Origin of the sequence: Austwickia chelonae NBRC 105200, assembly GCF_000298175.1 — a bacterium.
GTDB lineage: Bacteria > Actinomycetota > Actinomycetes > Actinomycetales > Dermatophilaceae > Austwickia > Austwickia chelonae.
On record NZ_BAGZ01000004.1, the window covers coordinates 33335 to 50088 of the forward strand.

At 61.5% G+C, this 16754-nt stretch carries 15 protein-coding genes; 8 read left to right on the top strand and 7 right to left on the bottom strand.

What is annotated here, in order from left to right; all coding sequences use genetic code 11:
* Window positions 1-223: 223 nt before the first annotated feature.
* Both AUCHE_RS02755 and AUCHE_RS17375 read right to left on the bottom strand, forming a co-directional pair.
* Window positions 224-1609, bottom strand: coding sequence for an MFS transporter (locus AUCHE_RS02755; RefSeq protein WP_006501740.1), 1386 nt, complete (start codon window positions 1607-1609; stop codon window positions 224-226).
* A gap of 415 nt (window positions 1610-2024) precedes the next feature.
* Window positions 2025-3512: an NUDIX domain-containing protein gene (locus AUCHE_RS17375; protein ID WP_245706848.1), complete on the bottom strand. Its 1488-nt coding sequence runs from the start codon at window positions 3510-3512 to the stop codon at window positions 2025-2027.
* Between the two features lie 1049 nt (window positions 3513-4561).
* Between AUCHE_RS17375 and AUCHE_RS17875 the strand changes: the two genes are divergently transcribed.
* The 3 genes from AUCHE_RS17875 to AUCHE_RS17880 are packed head-to-tail and all read left to right on the top strand — an operon-like array spanning window position 4562 to window position 6462.
* Window positions 4562-5002 (top strand): ABC-2 family transporter protein, encoded by a 441-nt coding sequence (locus AUCHE_RS17875; protein WP_074788493.1) that lies wholly within the window; start codon window positions 4562-4564, stop codon window positions 5000-5002.
* 3 nt (window positions 5003-5005) lie between these two features.
* Complete coding sequence (locus AUCHE_RS02770) at window positions 5006-5779, top strand: ABC-2 family transporter protein (RefSeq protein WP_006501742.1); 774 nt, start codon at window positions 5006-5008, stop codon at window positions 5777-5779.
* 2 nt (window positions 5780-5781) lie between these two features.
* Window positions 5782-6462 (top strand): ATP-binding cassette domain-containing protein, encoded by a 681-nt coding sequence (locus AUCHE_RS17880; protein ID WP_006501743.1) that lies wholly within the window; start codon window positions 5782-5784, stop codon window positions 6460-6462.
* 736 nt (window positions 6463-7198) lie between these two features.
* On the opposite strand, the gene AUCHE_RS02775 is transcribed toward AUCHE_RS17880, so the two are convergent.
* The 3 genes from AUCHE_RS02775 to AUCHE_RS02785 form a co-directional block, all read right to left on the bottom strand.
* Window positions 7199-7591 (bottom strand): hypothetical protein, encoded by a 393-nt coding sequence (locus AUCHE_RS02775; RefSeq protein ID WP_006501744.1) that lies wholly within the window; start codon window positions 7589-7591, stop codon window positions 7199-7201.
* Between the two features lie 350 nt (window positions 7592-7941).
* Window positions 7942-8892, bottom strand: coding sequence for an alpha/beta hydrolase family protein (locus AUCHE_RS02780; protein WP_006501745.1), 951 nt, complete (start codon window positions 8890-8892; stop codon window positions 7942-7944).
* Between the two features lie 315 nt (window positions 8893-9207).
* Window positions 9208-9909 carry a M50 family metallopeptidase gene (locus AUCHE_RS02785; RefSeq protein WP_006501746.1) on the bottom strand — a complete coding sequence of 234 codons (702 nt, stop codon included), beginning with the start codon at window positions 9907-9909 and terminating at the stop codon, window positions 9208-9210.
* Window positions 9910-11168: 1259 nt separating this feature from the next.
* Between AUCHE_RS02785 and AUCHE_RS02795 the strand changes: the two genes are divergently transcribed.
* Window positions 11169-12674 (top strand): hypothetical protein, encoded by a 1506-nt coding sequence (locus AUCHE_RS02795; protein WP_040321323.1) that lies wholly within the window; start codon window positions 11169-11171, stop codon window positions 12672-12674.
* Window positions 12671-13546 (top strand): DNA adenine methylase, encoded by an 876-nt coding sequence (locus tag AUCHE_RS02800; protein ID WP_006501749.1) that lies wholly within the window; start codon window positions 12671-12673, stop codon window positions 13544-13546. The genes AUCHE_RS02795 and AUCHE_RS02800 overlap by 4 nt, the downstream gene beginning before the upstream one ends.
* A 78-nt stretch (window positions 13547-13624) precedes the next feature.
* On the opposite strand, the gene AUCHE_RS17230 is transcribed toward AUCHE_RS02800, so the two are convergent.
* Together AUCHE_RS17230 and AUCHE_RS02805 are read right to left on the bottom strand one after the other, a co-directional pair.
* Window positions 13625-13786: a type II toxin-antitoxin system HicB family antitoxin gene (locus AUCHE_RS17230; RefSeq protein ID WP_217994338.1), complete on the bottom strand. Its 162-nt coding sequence runs from the start codon at window positions 13784-13786 to the stop codon at window positions 13625-13627.
* Between the two features lie 60 nt (window positions 13787-13846).
* Window positions 13847-14485: a GntR family transcriptional regulator gene (locus tag AUCHE_RS02805; RefSeq protein WP_006501750.1), complete on the bottom strand. Its 639-nt coding sequence runs from the start codon at window positions 14483-14485 to the stop codon at window positions 13847-13849.
* Between the two features lie 281 nt (window positions 14486-14766).
* Here AUCHE_RS02805 and AUCHE_RS02810 point away from each other — a divergent pair, with 281 nt between their 5' ends.
* The 3 genes from AUCHE_RS02810 to AUCHE_RS15450 all read left to right on the top strand — a co-directional run bounded on the left by AUCHE_RS02810 (window position 14767) and on the right by AUCHE_RS15450 (window position 16688).
* Entirely contained in the window at window positions 14767-15186 is a 420-nt protein-coding gene (locus tag AUCHE_RS02810; RefSeq protein ID WP_006501752.1) for a hypothetical protein, read from the top strand.
* On the top strand, window positions 15186-15905 hold the full coding sequence (locus tag AUCHE_RS15445; RefSeq protein WP_006501753.1) for a hypothetical protein: 720 nt from the start codon (window positions 15186-15188) through the stop codon (window positions 15903-15905). The genes AUCHE_RS02810 and AUCHE_RS15445 overlap by 1 nt, the downstream gene beginning before the upstream one ends.
* Before the next feature lie 237 nt (window positions 15906-16142).
* Window positions 16143-16688, top strand: coding sequence for a hypothetical protein (locus tag AUCHE_RS15450; RefSeq protein WP_006501754.1), 546 nt, complete (start codon window positions 16143-16145; stop codon window positions 16686-16688).
* Window positions 16689-16754 lie beyond the last annotated feature (66 nt).

The following is a 16754-nucleotide window of genomic DNA, read 5'->3' on the forward strand; positions in this document are numbered from 1 at the left end:
GTGCAACGCGTATTGGAATGAGCATCGCAACCAATCCGTCCCGGCCAAAAGGGATTCCCGGTTTATCCCATCCTCTCAAAATCACCGACTGCGCTCCGTCAGGGAGCGCGGTCAACGACAGCAGCCGAGCGCGAAAAAGGCTGGAAACCGCAGGTCCGGCGCCTCTCCCGGTGAAGGTATGCATTCGGCGGCGGAGCCGATCGGTATCGGCCAGCGCCCGAGCTCACTTCACACCCTTTCTCCAATGCACATGAACATAGAGCCGACCACTCAGCAGGCCGGCTATCATTATCATGCCACCCCCAACTATGTAAGCAATTCGATATCCCGACTGGGCCATAAATTCCCCATCTATGCGTGTTGCCAGCCATGCATAGGTAGCCCAGATGCCGAGCCCCACAGTCGAAACCCCTTGAAACACGGCACTAAACGCCGCAGAGACGCGACCGACCAACTCTGGCGGAGTGAATTGCATCTTGGCAGTCTGAAACAGACCAGAAAGTAGCCCAAGAGAAAGCCCCTCACCTACTGAGGTCAAGAGAACCAAGGGCCATGATTGCATGAAACCTTTCGCAGCAAAACAGACCCCGAACATGAAATAGCACGCACTGGGCCACCGCGCCCACGAAATTCGTGTCCTCGTCCACCCCACGAGAAATGCCCCTAATGTCAGCCCTGCGGACAGTGCCGCCGCCAGGATACCGATGTCCGCAGGAGTCCGACCAAGGGTCTGAGTCACGAAATACACGTCAAACGACTCGCGGGCACGATTCCCCAGCGCCTCGACCGTCATCAGGGTGAGCATGATCCCGATATGCCGGACAGAACCTAGAGATGCAATCCCTGCAGGACCTTTTTGGGAGGACGGATTACTGTCAACTTGAGCTCCAGATTCACAGTGATGTCGGACATACTTGCTGTTCAACCAAAGTCGCCTCTTGGTTGAGTTCGATGAAATTCGCCCCCCGTAATCCGCTAGTTCCAGCTTTCGATACCGCGGCATTAATAGGACCACCAGGCTTGTCATCGCAAAAAGGCTCGCTACCCCCAACCCCAGATAGACAGATCTCTGCACAGCCTGCGCCGCAAGGATGGGCGCGGCGAATATTGCAATAAGCCCATATTTGAATTCCAATGAATAGTATTCAGCGCGCAGTCTCTCAGGAACCACACATGAGATGAAGACGTTCATCGCACTGACATACGTGGACGTCCGGGCCGAAATCACAAGGTTCAGCACATACAAGAGCCCGAGAACAACCCATGGTCGACTTGGGCTGGACCAATAAATCACTGCAGCTATCGCTGGCAGGGTGGCGATATTCAACACCTGGGTGCTGACGAACAGTCCATGCGGTTTGTAGCGATCGGCCGTGGCGCCGACCTTCCTAGCTACGAGGAACATCGAGAGGGAACACACGGCCATGAACGCAGTGGATGTTGCGGAGGGAACAAGGTCTGTGCGAGGGAGATAGTCGCTGGTCAACCAAATAAATGAAGCCATCGTGGCGAAGTTCGCAGCGAAGGATTCCAACAGACCGATCAGAATGATCGACTTAGCCTCGGCCGGAATTTTGAGCTCTTGTATCCCACCGTCTTTGATGACCATCAGTTCAGCTCACTCATGATGGATCCCAGCCGCAGACCAGGTTCGGCCCGTCGCTCATCCAGGTTGAATTTCCATGGAGGCGGAAGATTTTTCCCTCACGGACTGCCCGAATCACACCACCAACGCCTTCCTATACCTAAGGTCAGCAGCCGTAGTAATTTCGCACAAAAGAGCGCCGAAATGAGCACCGCCAACAAGGCAATCCAAGCAACACGGCTCTCTCGTGAGCCTACCCCTTCAAAAGCACCGACTGTGCTCATTCACGCAGCACAATGACGGCGTGCCTGGGTAGCTTCGACCGGCAGCCGCCGCTAAGGAAGAGGTAAGTAAATGACAGCAGCGCTGACCAGAACGTTCGTCATCCCCACGGCATCACAGGCACACTGAAGGCGGCATTCAGGGCTGCCACTCATAGTCAGGAACAGAAGGCTCGCTGCGCAAGCGCGCTCATGGCCTGCTTCGGCACGGAGGTTATATCTACCCATTCCCACCCGGCCGTATCAGACGATTCGAGTTCGTCGATAACCAGGTTATCCAGGAGATCGACCTCACAAACTTCACCCTCGTGCACGAAATCGATTGCACGACCGCCGGAGTCGCTTGTCACGTGAAGACCCAGCCGCACGAACTCACCCAGAGACACCCTGGATGCCCCTAGCTCCTCCGCCAGTTCCCGCCGGAGGGCGTCGATTCGAGACTCTCCGGGCTCTGGCCGTCCACCCGGGAGATCCAGCAACCCCGCGTATGGTCCACGGGTCTTGCGCACAAGCAGGACTTCCCGTCCGCGTCTTATCTTTGCGTACACACCGAAGTGGTACCGCGGCAGCGGTTCACTGAAACGTGTCGACTTCTCGCCAGCACCATCCCCCTCCTCTGTGAGTCGATGTGTGAGACCACGCAGTACGTCGTTTCTGTCGCGACCGAGCACCAGCCGCGCGCAGAACACCTTCGTGAAGTCCATATCGCTAGCGAAATTCGCGCTCCCTCCCGCTTCCTCCGTCAGCAGGGGACTCCCCGGGTGACTCGACAGCCCTAGCCAGTCAGGGTGATTCGAGTCGACGCTAATAGCGTGCCGCCGAAAGAGATCGGTCTTTTCCGCAGCATCCTCACATTCTCGTAGCTCCGAGGATCGACTGTTGATGCTAAGCGATACTCCCACAACGGCTGCGAGACTGCCTCCCTCGCTGAACTCGTACCCGAACAGGCACCGCAATTCCTCAGGGACCAGCCGGATCTTAAAGGTTCGCGAAGAGGAACCATCTATGGAGAGATCCTCTGCTAAGGGCAGATTCTGCAACAGGTAAGAAACTCCACCACCCTTGAGATGCATATCTGGCCCGGCATATCCCGCTAAACCGACATCGCTAAGGCTTCCGACCGCCGCGTTTACCACACTCGGCCACGCCGTCACAGCAGGATTTCCATCCCCTGACACCAGAACTTTGTCATCGCTGACGCCCCTTAGGCCCGGCATCCCTGCCGATAGGCAGCTCAGCAGCGAAGTAGTTTTACCGGACCCCTTATCGCCAATAAAACAGACCACCTTGCCGTTTCGTTCAACAGCTGAAGCATGCAACATGCTCGCTCCGGAGTGCACGGCAGCCGCGGCGTGTAGGCCACGAATCGATTTGTACAGATCGATAAACAATCCCCGAGAATCCCGCCCCACGGCGCAGATCTTGCTCTCCGTGTAATCCACTACAATCAGCGTGCGGGTATCCTCGATCGCAATCAGTCGGCGCCCATGCTCATCATCCATGATCAGGCCCAACTCGCCATAGTCCATAACGGGTGCCCACCCGTCACCCAAAAGCGGAGCAAGTTGATTCCAAAGAAGAGTGTCAACGACGCCGCTCACACTCCACAGCTGAGCCTCGGGCGATCCCTTGTCGGCGTAGTACACATGGCTACGCAATAGCGGGTAGAGGGCTGGCAAAGTGTGCACCTCAACTGTCAAGGCATCAGTCGCAAAAACTTGACAGCTTCCCAACCCTGATTCATTTACACACTGGACAACACGGTCTAAAAGACCCCACGCTGCCGATTCTTCCGGCATCACTCACTCCCAAGTCCTGTAGTGAACGGCTCGTAGCCCATGCCTATCCCACCAGCGAACTGCGCCTGGTGATGGACAACTTCCCCGCATGCAGGAGGTGCCCTCAGCCGCATACAAATAGATCGAGGTGCGTAAGTGGCTCGCGACCTACCCCGCATCGACGTCCACTTCACCCCGAAATCCGCCACCTGGCTCGACCTGGTCGAGGTCTGACGTTCGACTTCATCGACCGATAGCCAATCCACCGCGACAGCTTCGGGTCAGTCAAAGACCTCGACGCCAAGGTCCGAGCCTTCATCGACGGCTGGAACAACCGCTGCCACCCCTTCGTGTAGACAAAAACCGCCGACGACATCCTCAAGAAGGCCAACAGTCAAACAACTTCAAACGCGCCCCACTCGAGGCGTCGCAAGACGAGCCTCTTCACCAGTCGGATGCATTAACCACATGCACTGGCGGCCGCGATGCTAAGTGGAGGAAGGCGAGGCAGATGTCTGTAGTCTCGCATGGAAACCGAAGAAGCAGGTTATCCTTGCCCGGGGCCCCTGACCCCGAACAGGGAATGAGAGAGTTCGGATGAAATCAGCACTCGCCTGCGTGTACCTTGGCTCAAGGACGATTGTGACGCTTCCGCGGGCTCTAGTGGTTGATATTCTTTTCGCAGGGCTGGGGATTGTCATCACGGCGAGTCTCCTGCTCGCATTCATACCCGCCCGGGAGGACGCTCTTCGTCACCAGACTCTGATATACGTGATTTGTGTGATGGGGATTGGGATTGGAACGCCACTGAACCGAGTTCCAGATTTCACAACGAGTCTTACGGATGGCTCCTTCGTTCGCTTTCACGTCAGGCCCCAGCCGCTTTTTTACAATTTTATTTCTTTGAGTTGGGGGTCATGCTTACCCGTTCCCTGCCAACGGGCGTGCTCATCCTGTGCGCGGCATTTCTAGACAATCCCCCAGGAAGCCTTCTCCGGGCAGCTTCTGGTTTCATCAGTGTGCTCTCAGGCGGGGCTCTAGCTGCATCTATTGTGGTTACGTTCTACATCTTGACAGTATTTACTAAACGGGATTCTGGCCCCCGGGCCATACTCCAGGGATTCTCCGCTCTTCTGAGTGGTCAACTAGTTCCGCTCGCGTTCTGGCCAGCCAGCCTAACCTGGGTTTCGCATCAGCCGTTCGCCTATGTCGCGGACCAGCCAGCAAGGGTGTTCATCGGAAGTGCGGCGATGACGAGCGTGGTCATAACGCAGATGCTGTGGACAGCGTTCTTTTGCTTAATCGGGAGCATAGCCGCGGAGCGGCATTTTCGACTCCGTGAGGCGGTGGGAGCTTAGGTCATGTGGTGGCTGACATCGTATCGGCTCGACCTGAAGTCCCAGGCATCTTATAGGCTGGACTTTGCTATTCAGATCGCCATCTGGATGGTGTACGCATCGCTTCCGCTAGTGGCAGTTGGCGTTCTGGTGAGCAAGTTTCCGAACTCAGGGATGAGCGTAGCGGAGGTGGCGCTTGTTTACTGCGCCGTTCAGCTTGGCTATGAGGGCTCGCGCATGTTTGGGCGAGCCTTAGATGACTTCCACACGGAGACATCCAAAGGAAACCTGGACCGCTTGCTGATTCACCCCAAGCCTTTACTGCCGCTTGTGGTCGCCAGCCGCATATTTCCTCGACGTATAGCAGGGATTGCTGCAGGACTTATGGGCGGCGCCATGGGCCTGACCGGAACTTCTCAGCCGACTACTGCGCTTGTCATGCTGCTTATCGCAACTGCGTCTTCTGTCCTCATATTCAGCGGGCTGCTGACGATTTATGCCGCGATATGCTTTTGGACAATAACTCGCAACCTCTTTGCCGATATCGTCACAGGTTCTCTGGTCACGCTCTCTTTGGCCCCCATCGAGAATTTCGCGTGGCCGCTCAGGATGCTCGTCACGCATCTCATCCCGATTTACCCTGGAATCCAGCGTCCCATTAGGTCGTTGTCTAGCTCGGGGGGCGCCATTAACCTCGTCGACTTCTTTTTTCCCATAGCTGCTGGAGCAGGATTCTATGCAGTCTCGGTGGCCATGTTTTATGTCGGCCGACGCGTCTATCAGAGTCCGGGGTCATAGAGATGTCAATTACAGTGAAAAATCTTGAATATTCATTCCCCAGAACGCGCAAAGCCAGAAAGCTGAGCAGTGGCGCCCTGGTCGTGCATGAGCTCGCGATTTCTCAAGGGTCCTGGATTCATCTCACAGGAGATAATGGTTCTGGAAAGTCCACCCTTATCAAACTGATTCTCGGGATACTGAGACCAGACTCGGGCAGCATCCTCGTTTTAGGCCAAGATGCCTACCGGAAGCGGCGCAAACTAATGCGGGACACGGGGGTGGTCTGGGGTCATCGATCCACACTGTGGTGGGATGCAAGTACTGAAGACGCCTTGAGGGCACTGAACGCGATGTACCGCAGTTCAGATGCCCATGCACTTCATCTCCAGCAGGAATTGGTCCAGCGGCTAGGCACTCAGGATTTCATGTCTCGGCCGATTCGAACTCTGAGCCTTGGTCAGCGACAAAGGGTCGAGATTCTTGCAGCCCTCTCGCATGCACCGAGTAGGATTTTCCTTGATGAGCCGTTCGTCGGCCTCGACAAGAGTGGCGTTGAGAGCGTCAAGGCAACTTTGGAGGAATTGTTTGCAGATGCCACGGTAATAATTGTCGACCATGAAGCAAGCGTCCCGACCAGATGTAACCGAGTGGACATGTCGGACCTGGCAATTAGATCGACCGGAGAAGGGCGACTAGCATGATGTCTGCCCCAAAAAGAGACGATCTGTGTCCAGCCGTCCTGCGCCACTTCGCATGCTTTTCCTGAAGCTCCCGCGGAACGACGGCGCTGCATCGTGAAGAAAGTCCGGACGGCCCGCCATGCCTCATTGCGGCACTCGCCCTCTTCGCGCTCACCTTGGCCAGTTCTGCCCTGGCCAACAGAACTGCCCCCAACGGGCTGGAGGGCAGTTTCTCATCCGCTTGTCGGAATCGAACCGACGACCTATTCATTACGAGGCTCTCCACGAGCTTCTCACGGTGACGCATAGGGCATTGACCTTCGGCAACCGTACGAACTTGGGGTCGTGGCGGTGGTTGGTTGAATCTGTTTGGTGCCATTTTGGTGACACGACTGGGTCATGCGCCCTCTCCGACCAAAGAGAACCGCCGGCCCGATAGCGGAGCACGAGAGCACGGCGGAGGCGACGAATCAAGGGTGACACCGCAGGCCATCGCGCAGCGCCCTTGATGCGGAGCCGGAGACGGGCGGATGCTCAGCGCCGGGTCGTCTGCGCTAACGCAGATCAGGGCCAGGCCGTCAGAGCTCCGGTGTCGTGTAGGGCGGGTGATTCGGAGCCGTCCCTGTCGCAGCGAGCGCAGCGTCCATGTCGTCGAGGGCCGCAAGGTATTGCCTGCGGTCGAAGATGAGCGGCTCGTCCAGCGTGGCCAGTGGCTTGACCGGACTTCGGAGTTCCGCCCATTCCACGGACGATTCACTCACTTCGATGCGGGCGAGGAGGGGCAGCAGCCTGCTTCGCCACACTCGCACCAGAGGAGTGAGACTCCAGTGACGCTATCTGATGCATCTCGCCCCATGAAGTGATCCCTGAGACTGCCCAGCTTGTAGTTGGACGGGACGACGGGGGCGTAGGTCTGCTCATCGGAGATCAGCTCGATCAGCGGCACGCCATCCACTGACGGCATGATCTCGCAGTGCTTGCCGTAGCTGGTTTCTACGACGTTGACCTTGAAGGAGACCGTCCGCATGCGCTCATTGTGCCAAGCGGCGGGGTTGGCGGAGACCGAAGCACAGCGCCGCAGGCCGTAGCCGGGACCCAGTCGCTCGAGCCAGTAAGGATATTCCGCACGCTGTGCCGAGTGAAGTTTCACACCGGGGCTGATACGTCGAGAGACTGGGAGCAGTGAGTCATGGTGGTGACGCCGACGCGGCGAGGGAGTTAGCGCCTGGGCTGGTTGGCGAGATGGGTCCTCGCGGGGATCGATCACCCCGTCGGTCCGGTTCCGAGCACCTTCGGATGGCCACGCGCAGTTGGCCGAAGAACAGGGCATTTACGCCGGCTTCTTGGCCGTCCGAGGTCAGACGGCGGGGTGGCGCATCGGCCGTTGCGGCCGCGGCAAGCGGTGACGACTCAGCGGAGCGTCGTCACGCGCGGAGCCCCCGCCGCGGAGGTCAGCAGGCGGGGGCTCGGTGTGTGATGACGCGTGCGAGGTGGTGGATGTTACGAGCAGTTCGCCTCGTAGGCGTGGTAATCGGTGCCGGTGGTGGGGCCCGGGCAGATAAACGCGTTGTAGCGGGTGTCGTCGAGGAGGAACCGCCCGAGCCATGCCATCGTCATTTCGCTGATGCGGGGATCGGGTGTCTCTACGAGCGTGTGGTGTGCGTTGCTGACATGGGCGAATGCTTTGTCCGACGTGCCGGTGATCCCCTTGTAGATCGGAATCGCGAACCACTCGGGGACCGCTACGCCGTCGCCCTGGCCTGCGAGTACCAGTGTCGGCGCAGACAGGGAGGGGAAGGTTTTGCGGGTGTTCCAGGGGAAGGCGGCTACGACCGCTTTCACTGGCACGGTCGGGGCGGATGCGGTGTCGATGACCCCGCCGCCGCCCATGGAGAAGCCGAAGAGGGCCACACGTTTCTGGTCGATGCGTGGGGCGAGGGGGCTCTCCGAGATCAGCCACGGCAGTGCCGTACGGAGAGCCTTGGCCCGGGCGGCCGGCCCGTCGATGCGGGTGGGTGGTTCGATGAGCGCCACCGCGTAGCCGTGGCTGGCCAGCCGCTTGACCAGCCAATTCAGGGTCTTGGGTTCACCGACGAAGCCAGGCATGAGCACGACCGTGGGTCGGGGACCGTCGGGGACGCCGACCGGCCATGTGAACTGCGCCTCCGCGAAACCTGACGGGGTCTGCGATCCGGTCATCGACTGCGTCTCGACGGTGTACGGGCCGTCGGCTCGCAGGGATTCTTTGGTCGGGGCGGGGGTGCCCAGCCGGGTCTTTCCATCAGGTGCGGATGTCGCTGGCGTCTGGACGACCGTCGATTCGATGGCCGATGCCGGTGCAGTGATCGCTCCGAGAGCTAGAGCGACGCTCAGCCCCAACGCGACGGCGGCACGCCGGCCCCTGCTGACGCGTCCCCGATTCGCGGTGTTTCTCACCGCGGGGCCGGTCATCGTTGAACGTCCAGGCCGAGGCCTCCGGCATGGGCGGGGCTTCGGCGTAGGCCGTCGTAGATGACGTGCTTGACGTGTCCGGGGCGGTGGATGTCCCAGGACGTATCGCTGATGCCTCCGCACAGCCGCGTGACGTCTTCTGTTGTCGCACTTCGAATTTCGGCGCAGTTCTCATCTATTTTTGTCACATCGCCAGTATCACCTTGTCTATATGTCACTACTAACTATCCTCGTGAAATAGTGGGTCTTTCCCGTGGCAGCCGTCGACGGCCGCCGCCTGCTGTGGGCGTCCGCCGAGGCAGCCGCCCCCACAGTTCATGGCACGGCCAGGAGCTCCCGCGCCCCGAGGAGCAGCGCCGCGACACAGACCAGCCAGAACACCCCGATCCAGAACGCTGCGGGCAAGTGTGTGAGGCGCGCGAGCTGATCGGCATCGCCGCTGCGCACGCCCCGGGAACGCTCCCGCTGCGATTCGACCACCGAGCGCGGGGCGGCGAGCAGGAGCACCCACACGACGGCGTACGCCGCGCCTGACACGACGTGCGGCGGCGCCGACCACGACAGCGCTGCGACGCTCACGCCTGTGACGGCGATCGTCCACAGGCCGTATAGGTTGCGGATGAGCAGCAGCATGAGCGCGCACGTGACGACGAGACCCCACAGGAGGGCGACCGCGTAGCCGGTCCGCAGGACGAATGCGCCCGCGAGCCCGACGAGCGCCGGTGCAGGGTACCCGGCGAGGACGGTGGCGATCATGCCCGGGCCGCGGGGTCTGCCGCGGGAGACGGTGACACCGGAGCTGTCCGAGTGCAGCCGGATCCCGGTGAGTTGCCGCCCGACAGCCGCGGCGACGATCGCATGCCCCGCCTCGTGCACGAGCGTGACGAGGTGCCGCACGACGTGATAGCCGGCGGGGATCCACGTGAGGACCCACGTGAGGACCCCGAGCAGCGCCGCCGCCTGCCACGGCAGCGGAGGCTGCGTCGACGTGACCCGGGACCAAAGATCGAGGAGCATGCGCACAGCTTCGCAGCCCCGGCTGCGCGGCCGAGCTCCGGGTGTTGGCGCGGGAGCGGAGGCTCGAGGCAGCCGCGACTTAGGCTCGTGGACACCGCGACCCGCCGCGGTGCATGACGACGCCTTGACCACGCCCCAGCTGGCGGCGCTTCTGCGAGCCATTCTCCTGACGCTGATGACGTTTGCCGCATCGGCTCTGAGCAGCAGGAAAGCCCTCCGCTTATGCGAGGGGCTTTCCTGAACCGCTTGTCGGAATCGAACCGACGACCTATTCATTACGAGCGTTGCCGGGGGCGGCAAGGCGCCGTTTGGGCCCCCTCCCGCCGCGTCAATCGCACCAACCGGGCCTGGCGGCGACGGCGAAAGGAGGTGAGAGTGCGGCGAGAATACGGCCACGTTGGCGGATGGCCAGTCCGTCGCGGTCCGCGCCACTACCTCGATACCGTGGTGTCGACTCGCACGCGTGCGTGGACCGTGACGGGTCGCGAGTCGGGGCTGCGAAGCCCGGTGGAGAGGGAGCGTCGCATGGATGAGCAGCTGATGACGAGCGTCCTGGGCTATCCCTGGATAGCGGGGTCACCGTTCGATCCGGAGCCGCTCAGCGACCGCAGACTTCTTGGCTTGCTCTGGACGGTGGGCTCCTACATGCAGAGGGACCAGTCCTCCTGGGTTTCGGATCGTTGCTCGCAACTAGACCGGCTTTTTGCCACCCGGACGTGCACCGCCGCCACACTAGGTTCCGACGGACGGTTTCATCTGTTGGATGTGACCCAGGGCGGGCGTTGCGGCCAGCGCCGCTCATCCCGCGGTGACGTGTTCTCAATTGTGCTCACTCCCAGGACGCAACGCGGAGCGGGAGTACCGTGAGGTTCGTTGGCGAGCCAGGCCCACCGAGACGTCCAAGAGCATCTTCGACGTGACTCGGGCTCAGCAGTGCCCCTGCGCTCAGCCGTGCTGGCCCGCTACAGGGGCCAGCACCGCGACGCGCCGGCTGGCTGCCCGGCTTCGTGAGGACCTAGAAACCAGTACAGAAAGTTCTCACGGGCGACAAGAGCTGAGTGCCGGTAGCCCTGCGCGACACGACGGGCTCTAGCCACGGTGCCCGCGACCGTGGCGCCAGCCTTCGGTGTGGTGGGCGGGGCTGGAGTTGGCCCTTCTTTGACCCGGTGCTCAGCACGTCCTTCTACGGGCGAGTGCCATTTGCGAGTATGGTCGGCATGCCCCTAACGCCAGCGCGGCCACATCGAGGTGCCACACCCATGCCAGAGCCAGAAGACAAGCTACCCATGCGGCCGCCGTTTCCGGTCAAGGCTGTCAACTTGGTAGATCTCGACCTTGACCTCCGGAACTCGCGTTTCCCGCGCGATGCGCAGTCTCAGGCCGACGCCTTCCATCTCATGATGACGACGGCAGGCGAGGACTGCCTTCAACTGTTTCGAGATATCACGCGTAAAGGCCAGTTGAGCAGTTCAGATCTAGCCATAGCGGTCGAAAAAGACGGTCGGTTCATTGTTCTTGAAGGCAATCGGCGCCTCACCTGCTTACAAATCTGGAACAACCCGGACCTTTTGGCCACTGACGATGAAATCGAGCGTACATACCTCGCCAGGTTTCAGCGACTGATCACTGATAGTCCATACATGGCACCAACGTCTATCACCGTCGCCATCGCACCTTCCGAGGAAGTTGCCGACCCCGTTGTCGAGCGCAAACACGCAGGCGGTGCTGGCGGAGCCGGAACCGTCGAATGGGGCGCCGCCATGAAGGATCGACGCAGGGCTCGGAACAATCCTGCAGCCGCGTCGCGGGCGATGGCGTTCATTCAGCTTGTTTCAACCGAGCTCGAAGACGACCAGGAAGTCCAAGCCGACCTAGAGACAGTTCGCACGAAGCGGTATACGATGATCCAACGGTTTGTGGATCGTGGCGTGGTTAGGGATCGCCTGGGCCTTAAGTTTGCCGATGGTGAAATGACTTTCCTTTACGGACCTGAGGCAACGGTTGATATTGTGCGGGCGGTGCTTCACGACTTCGCTCAACCAAAGGCCAAGAGTGGCAAGACATGGGCGAGGGAGCTAGATACGGTTAGGGACTTCTCGGATTACTTGGAAGGATATGAGAGGTTACTCCCCAACGCAGCCAGACTCGCGGATCCAGACTCTGCGACGAGTGAGACTGGCGGCACGTCGACTCACTCCAGTAATGGCAGCACCCCAACCCCTGACCCCGGGACAAATATTCCACAAACGAAGGGGGATCCAGGCGTCAGCACACAAAAGGGTTACGAAGGCGAAGACGGCCGTCCGCCACGACCCGCGTCGCCTCAGTCGCACATTTTCCGAGGCTTGGTCTTGGATCAATTTACGAATCGGATCCAGGAAGTTGTGCGCCAGACATCGATGCTAAACGTTCAGCGCCAAACGGAGGTTGCATCTGTCCTGCTGCGCGTGATACTTGAACTGGCCACCTACCAGTACTTGAAATCTCACGGCATAGAGGTCGAGCGCTACCTAGACAGGAGTTTACGTACTGCCATTAAGCACATGGAACCATCCGCCTCCGACTCGCTAGGACAAGCAGAAGACACCTCGCCTTTGCAGAAGGCCTTCCATGAGACCACGTCGGACAGCATCAGACTCGTCCAGTACGCAGTCCATGATGTCCACAGTGGACGCACGCCTAACGAGGTCCTGATCCTGGCGGCGAGATACCAGCCAGTCCTAATCTCGATGAACAAGCACATGGGGAACACTTCGCTCACATGAGATACCTGTCGCCACTACGTTACCCCGGAGGCAAGGCGCGACTAGCACCCTATCTCCGGCGGCTCATTGAAGCCCAGAAACCGCGCCCACACCGGTATGCGGAGCCTTTCGCTGGCGGCGGTGGCGCAGCCTTGCACCTATTGCGGGATCGAACGGTCGAGGCCGTCCACCTCAACGACTTAAATCCCGGGATCGCCGCATTTTGGCGCGCCTCGCTCGATTATCCGAACCATTTCTGCCGGATGATTCAGAGTATTCCCTTGACTATCGACGAGTGGTTCACACAAAGGGACATTTATGCGCACCCAGCAAACCATGGTGATGTCGAGCTAGGTTTTGCGACCTTCTACCTGAACCGCACAAACAGATCTGGCATTTTGGATGCAAGACCAATCGGGGGATTCGACCAGACCGGCAGATGGAAGATTGACGCTCGATTCAACCGGGACGGCTTGTGCACTCGAATCCAAACGGTAGCGGACATGCGGCATCGGATCCATGTAACCGAAATGGAGGGGCTGGACTTCCTCGCGACACTCCAGGACATCGCCGATGACGTTTTTGTCTACGCTGACCCGCCTTATCTTGTTCAAGGTGACGGCTTGTATCTGCACGCCTTCGACGCTGAGGACCACGTCGCGCTAGCACGGCAACTCACGGACGCGAAGTTTCCTTGGATACTGACGTACGACGATGATCCCCGAATCACACAGCGCCTTTACGCCGGCGGCCGTTGCGCCACCTTCGATATCGCGCACACTGCTCACCGGCAGCATGTCGGCAAGGAAGCGGTGATCTACTCGGCGAAACTCGACGTACCCGATCTTGGAATCACTCGCGGGCGCGTAGCCACTTGGATCGAAGCTTCCTAAGGGGCCTCCCGGCAGGGGAGCTTGACGCTCGGCAATCAGAGCGACGTGACGGTCTGGCGATGACGCATACTTGCGGAACTACTCGCGGAATTCGGGCGGCATCCTAACGATGATCTGCGCACCTGGGTCCTCGAGCCAGGTGCGGACGGCATCAGCGACCTGCTGGAGCACCTCCGCAAGGCGCTTGGCCTGGGTGAAGACGCCGGGCATCTCGGGGACCTTCGATGGCCCACCACTCACCGGAGCGGCGAACTACTGCCGCCACCTCGGTGACGCGGTCGAGGCCATCGTGCGGTGGGGTCATGCCGAAAAATCGTAGCGGGCGGTGAACTTAGCGGCATCGAGCGTCAGATAGGCGACTTCGACGGAAGTGCCCTTGTCGTAGCGGGACGTTCGGGTGATACGGATGACCAGCGTTCCCGGCTCCATCTGCAGAGTGGACACCTCGTCCGGTGTCGGCATCGCTGCCGTCAGGTCCTCGCGGAACTGAGCCGGCCCGTAGCCGGACATGATCAGCTCGGCGTATATGCTGCGGTCGAAGTCGACCTGCGCCAGACGGGTCGCTGACGTGACGCGGTCCGGGAGGTAGCTGGTGACGAGCATGGCGGGCCGGTCGTCCCGGAAATAGAGCCGCGACCGAACGGTGACGGTGTCTCCAGGGTCGAGGCTGAGAAGCCCCGCGGCTCCACGCGAAGGGACCTCACCCTTGCGTGCTTCCAGCACCTTCTGCCCGAGGTCTTGGGCGTAGTCACCGGTGTCGTGGGCGGCTCGTCCGGCGCTGAGCTGACGGAACTTCGCCCCGCCAATGGCGTTGCGGACGATGGGGCGAGCCGTGCGGACGAAGACGCCGACGCCGCGCCGGGTGGTGGTCAGGCCTTCGTCTCGCAGGCTTGCCAGAGCGGCGCGTGCGGTCATGCGCGCTACCCCGTGCTCAGCCATGAGCGCTTCTCCCCGGGCAGCTTGTCGCCGGGGCGGTACGTCCCCTGCTGGATGGCGTCGCGAAGCCCCGCTGCGATCACTGCAGCGCGAGATGACGGCGAGGACGACGGCGCTTCTCTAGACACGTCACCAGCGTAACGCTCACCCATTCGGCGGCCCTTAGCTCCCATCATCCTTGTCATCTCTAGAGATGTACCTACTGTGGGTCTTGTCAGCATCTCTAGAGATGTTCCGAGTGGGGGAGAGCACGTCTGGCCATTCAGCGTCGTTTCCCGGTCTCGATGGAGCTGGTGTTCCCCCAGGGGGTCTTCCTGGTGGGGCCGGTCGAGCCGGTCACGGACTTCAACGCAGCGGTGCGGGCTGATGGGTCGCGCCCGCAGCAGACGGACAAGGACACCGGGCTGCCGGTGTGGCAGGTGCAGGTGGTGGACGCCGACGCCGATTCCACGAAGGCGCAGCGGACTCTGTCGGTGAAGATCCCCGCGCGAGTCCAGCTGGTCCCCCCGGAGAACAAGACGGGCTTCCCGTTCACGCCGGTGGCGTTCACTGGCCTGCCGGCTCTGCCCTACGTGGAGGAGACGGGCAACGGTCGAGCCCGCATCGCCTGGTCCTTCCGCGCGGAGGGCATCGAGACTCCGGGCTCGGCGGTCAAGCCGACTCAGGGTCGTCCTTCGGGTGAGCCGGGCAAGGACGCCGTGTGATGACGTCCCGCCTCGGTTGGGCCCGCGCCGCCGTCGGCATCTCGTTGGCGGCGGCGCGGCGGTCCTGGCGCCACCGCCGTTGGGTGACCTTCGTGGTGATGCTGTCCGTCCTCGGGTGGTTCTTCACCGGGGACACGAGGCCGGTGTGGCTGTTCGCGATGGGCGCCTGGCTGGCCCCGGCGCTGCGGTCTGCCTCGTGGGCGTTCGTCTCGCCGTGGTCGTACGAGCAGCGCTGGGCGGGCCCGTGGCGTCGGCTGCGGTGGCGATCCCGGGTGCGCAAGCGGTGGGTGCCCTTGGGTGTGGCTGCCGGCTGGGCTCGACCGGTCAAGCGGGGAGACCGTACGGTCCACGCCGTGCCGCGCCTGCGCCAGGTGCGGACGCGCGACCACCGGCTGCTGCTCGTGGTGCGGGCATGTTCGGGTCAGACGCTGGAGGACCTCGAGGCTGGGGCGCCTCGTCTGGCATCCACCCTGGCCGCGGTCTCGTACCGCTGCTATCCCTCCGGCGCTGGCCTGGATGCGCTCACTATCGAGCTGGTCATGGTCGACGTGCTCGGCACCCCGTGCGAGGCCGTCGGCGTCCGGGAGCCCGTCAAGCCGGCCAGGTCTGGTCTTGACCTGGGCCGGACCCAGAGCGGTGAACGGTGGCTGCTGTGTCTGACCGACCGGCACACCTTGGTCGTCAGTGCCTCGGGCGCAGGAAAGGGCTCGGTGCTGTGAGGCATCTGCTGCGGCCTGGCCCGGCGGTCGCGACAGACGCGGTCAGGTTGTGGGGCGTGGACCTCAAGCGAGGGGTCGAGCTCGCCATGGGTGCGGGCCTGTTCAGCGCCCACGCCTACACCCCGACGGACGCCCTGGCTGTGCTGCGGCAGCTACGCGACGTGATCGACGAGCGCGCGCCGCGCATGGCCGGCCGCACCCGCACTCACTCCCCCCGGGGACCCGCTGCACGTCCTCGTGGTCGACGAGCTGTCCGCGCTGACCGCCTACAGCGACACCTCGGTGAAGAAGGAAGCCGACCGGCTCCTCGGCGAGATACTGGCTCAGGGACGCGCTCTGGGCGTCGTCGTGGTCGCCTGCGTCCAGGACCCCCGCAAGGAGGTCGCCTCCCTCCGGAACTTGTTCACGCAGGTCATCACCCTACGCCTGCAGTCCGCGTCTGAGTCCATCATGGTCCTGGGGGACCTCGCTAGCCGCGCCCCGGCGCACACCCTGCGCAGAGGACATCCCGGCATGGACTGGGTCATCGACGCCGCCAGCCGCACCGACCGTGTCCGCGCCGACTACTGGCCCGACGACCTGATCCGGCAGGCCGCCTCAGTCTGGCCCACCCGCGTGTATGTCTCGCTCGAACCAGTAAGGATATTCCTCACGTGCGGCGCGGAAAGCACCGTGAAGACTGAAGTGTCGCGGCGTTGGCTCCGAGGTGGGGCAAGCTCACCGGGGGTTGCAGGAGCGTGTCGGACCCTCCTTGCACCCGAAAGAACGCGGGCTGTGCTCTGATGATCGTACGCTCAGCTGCGGCTGGAGGGCCGGCTTTGATCTCGAGCGTATGTCTGTCAGGAGGTT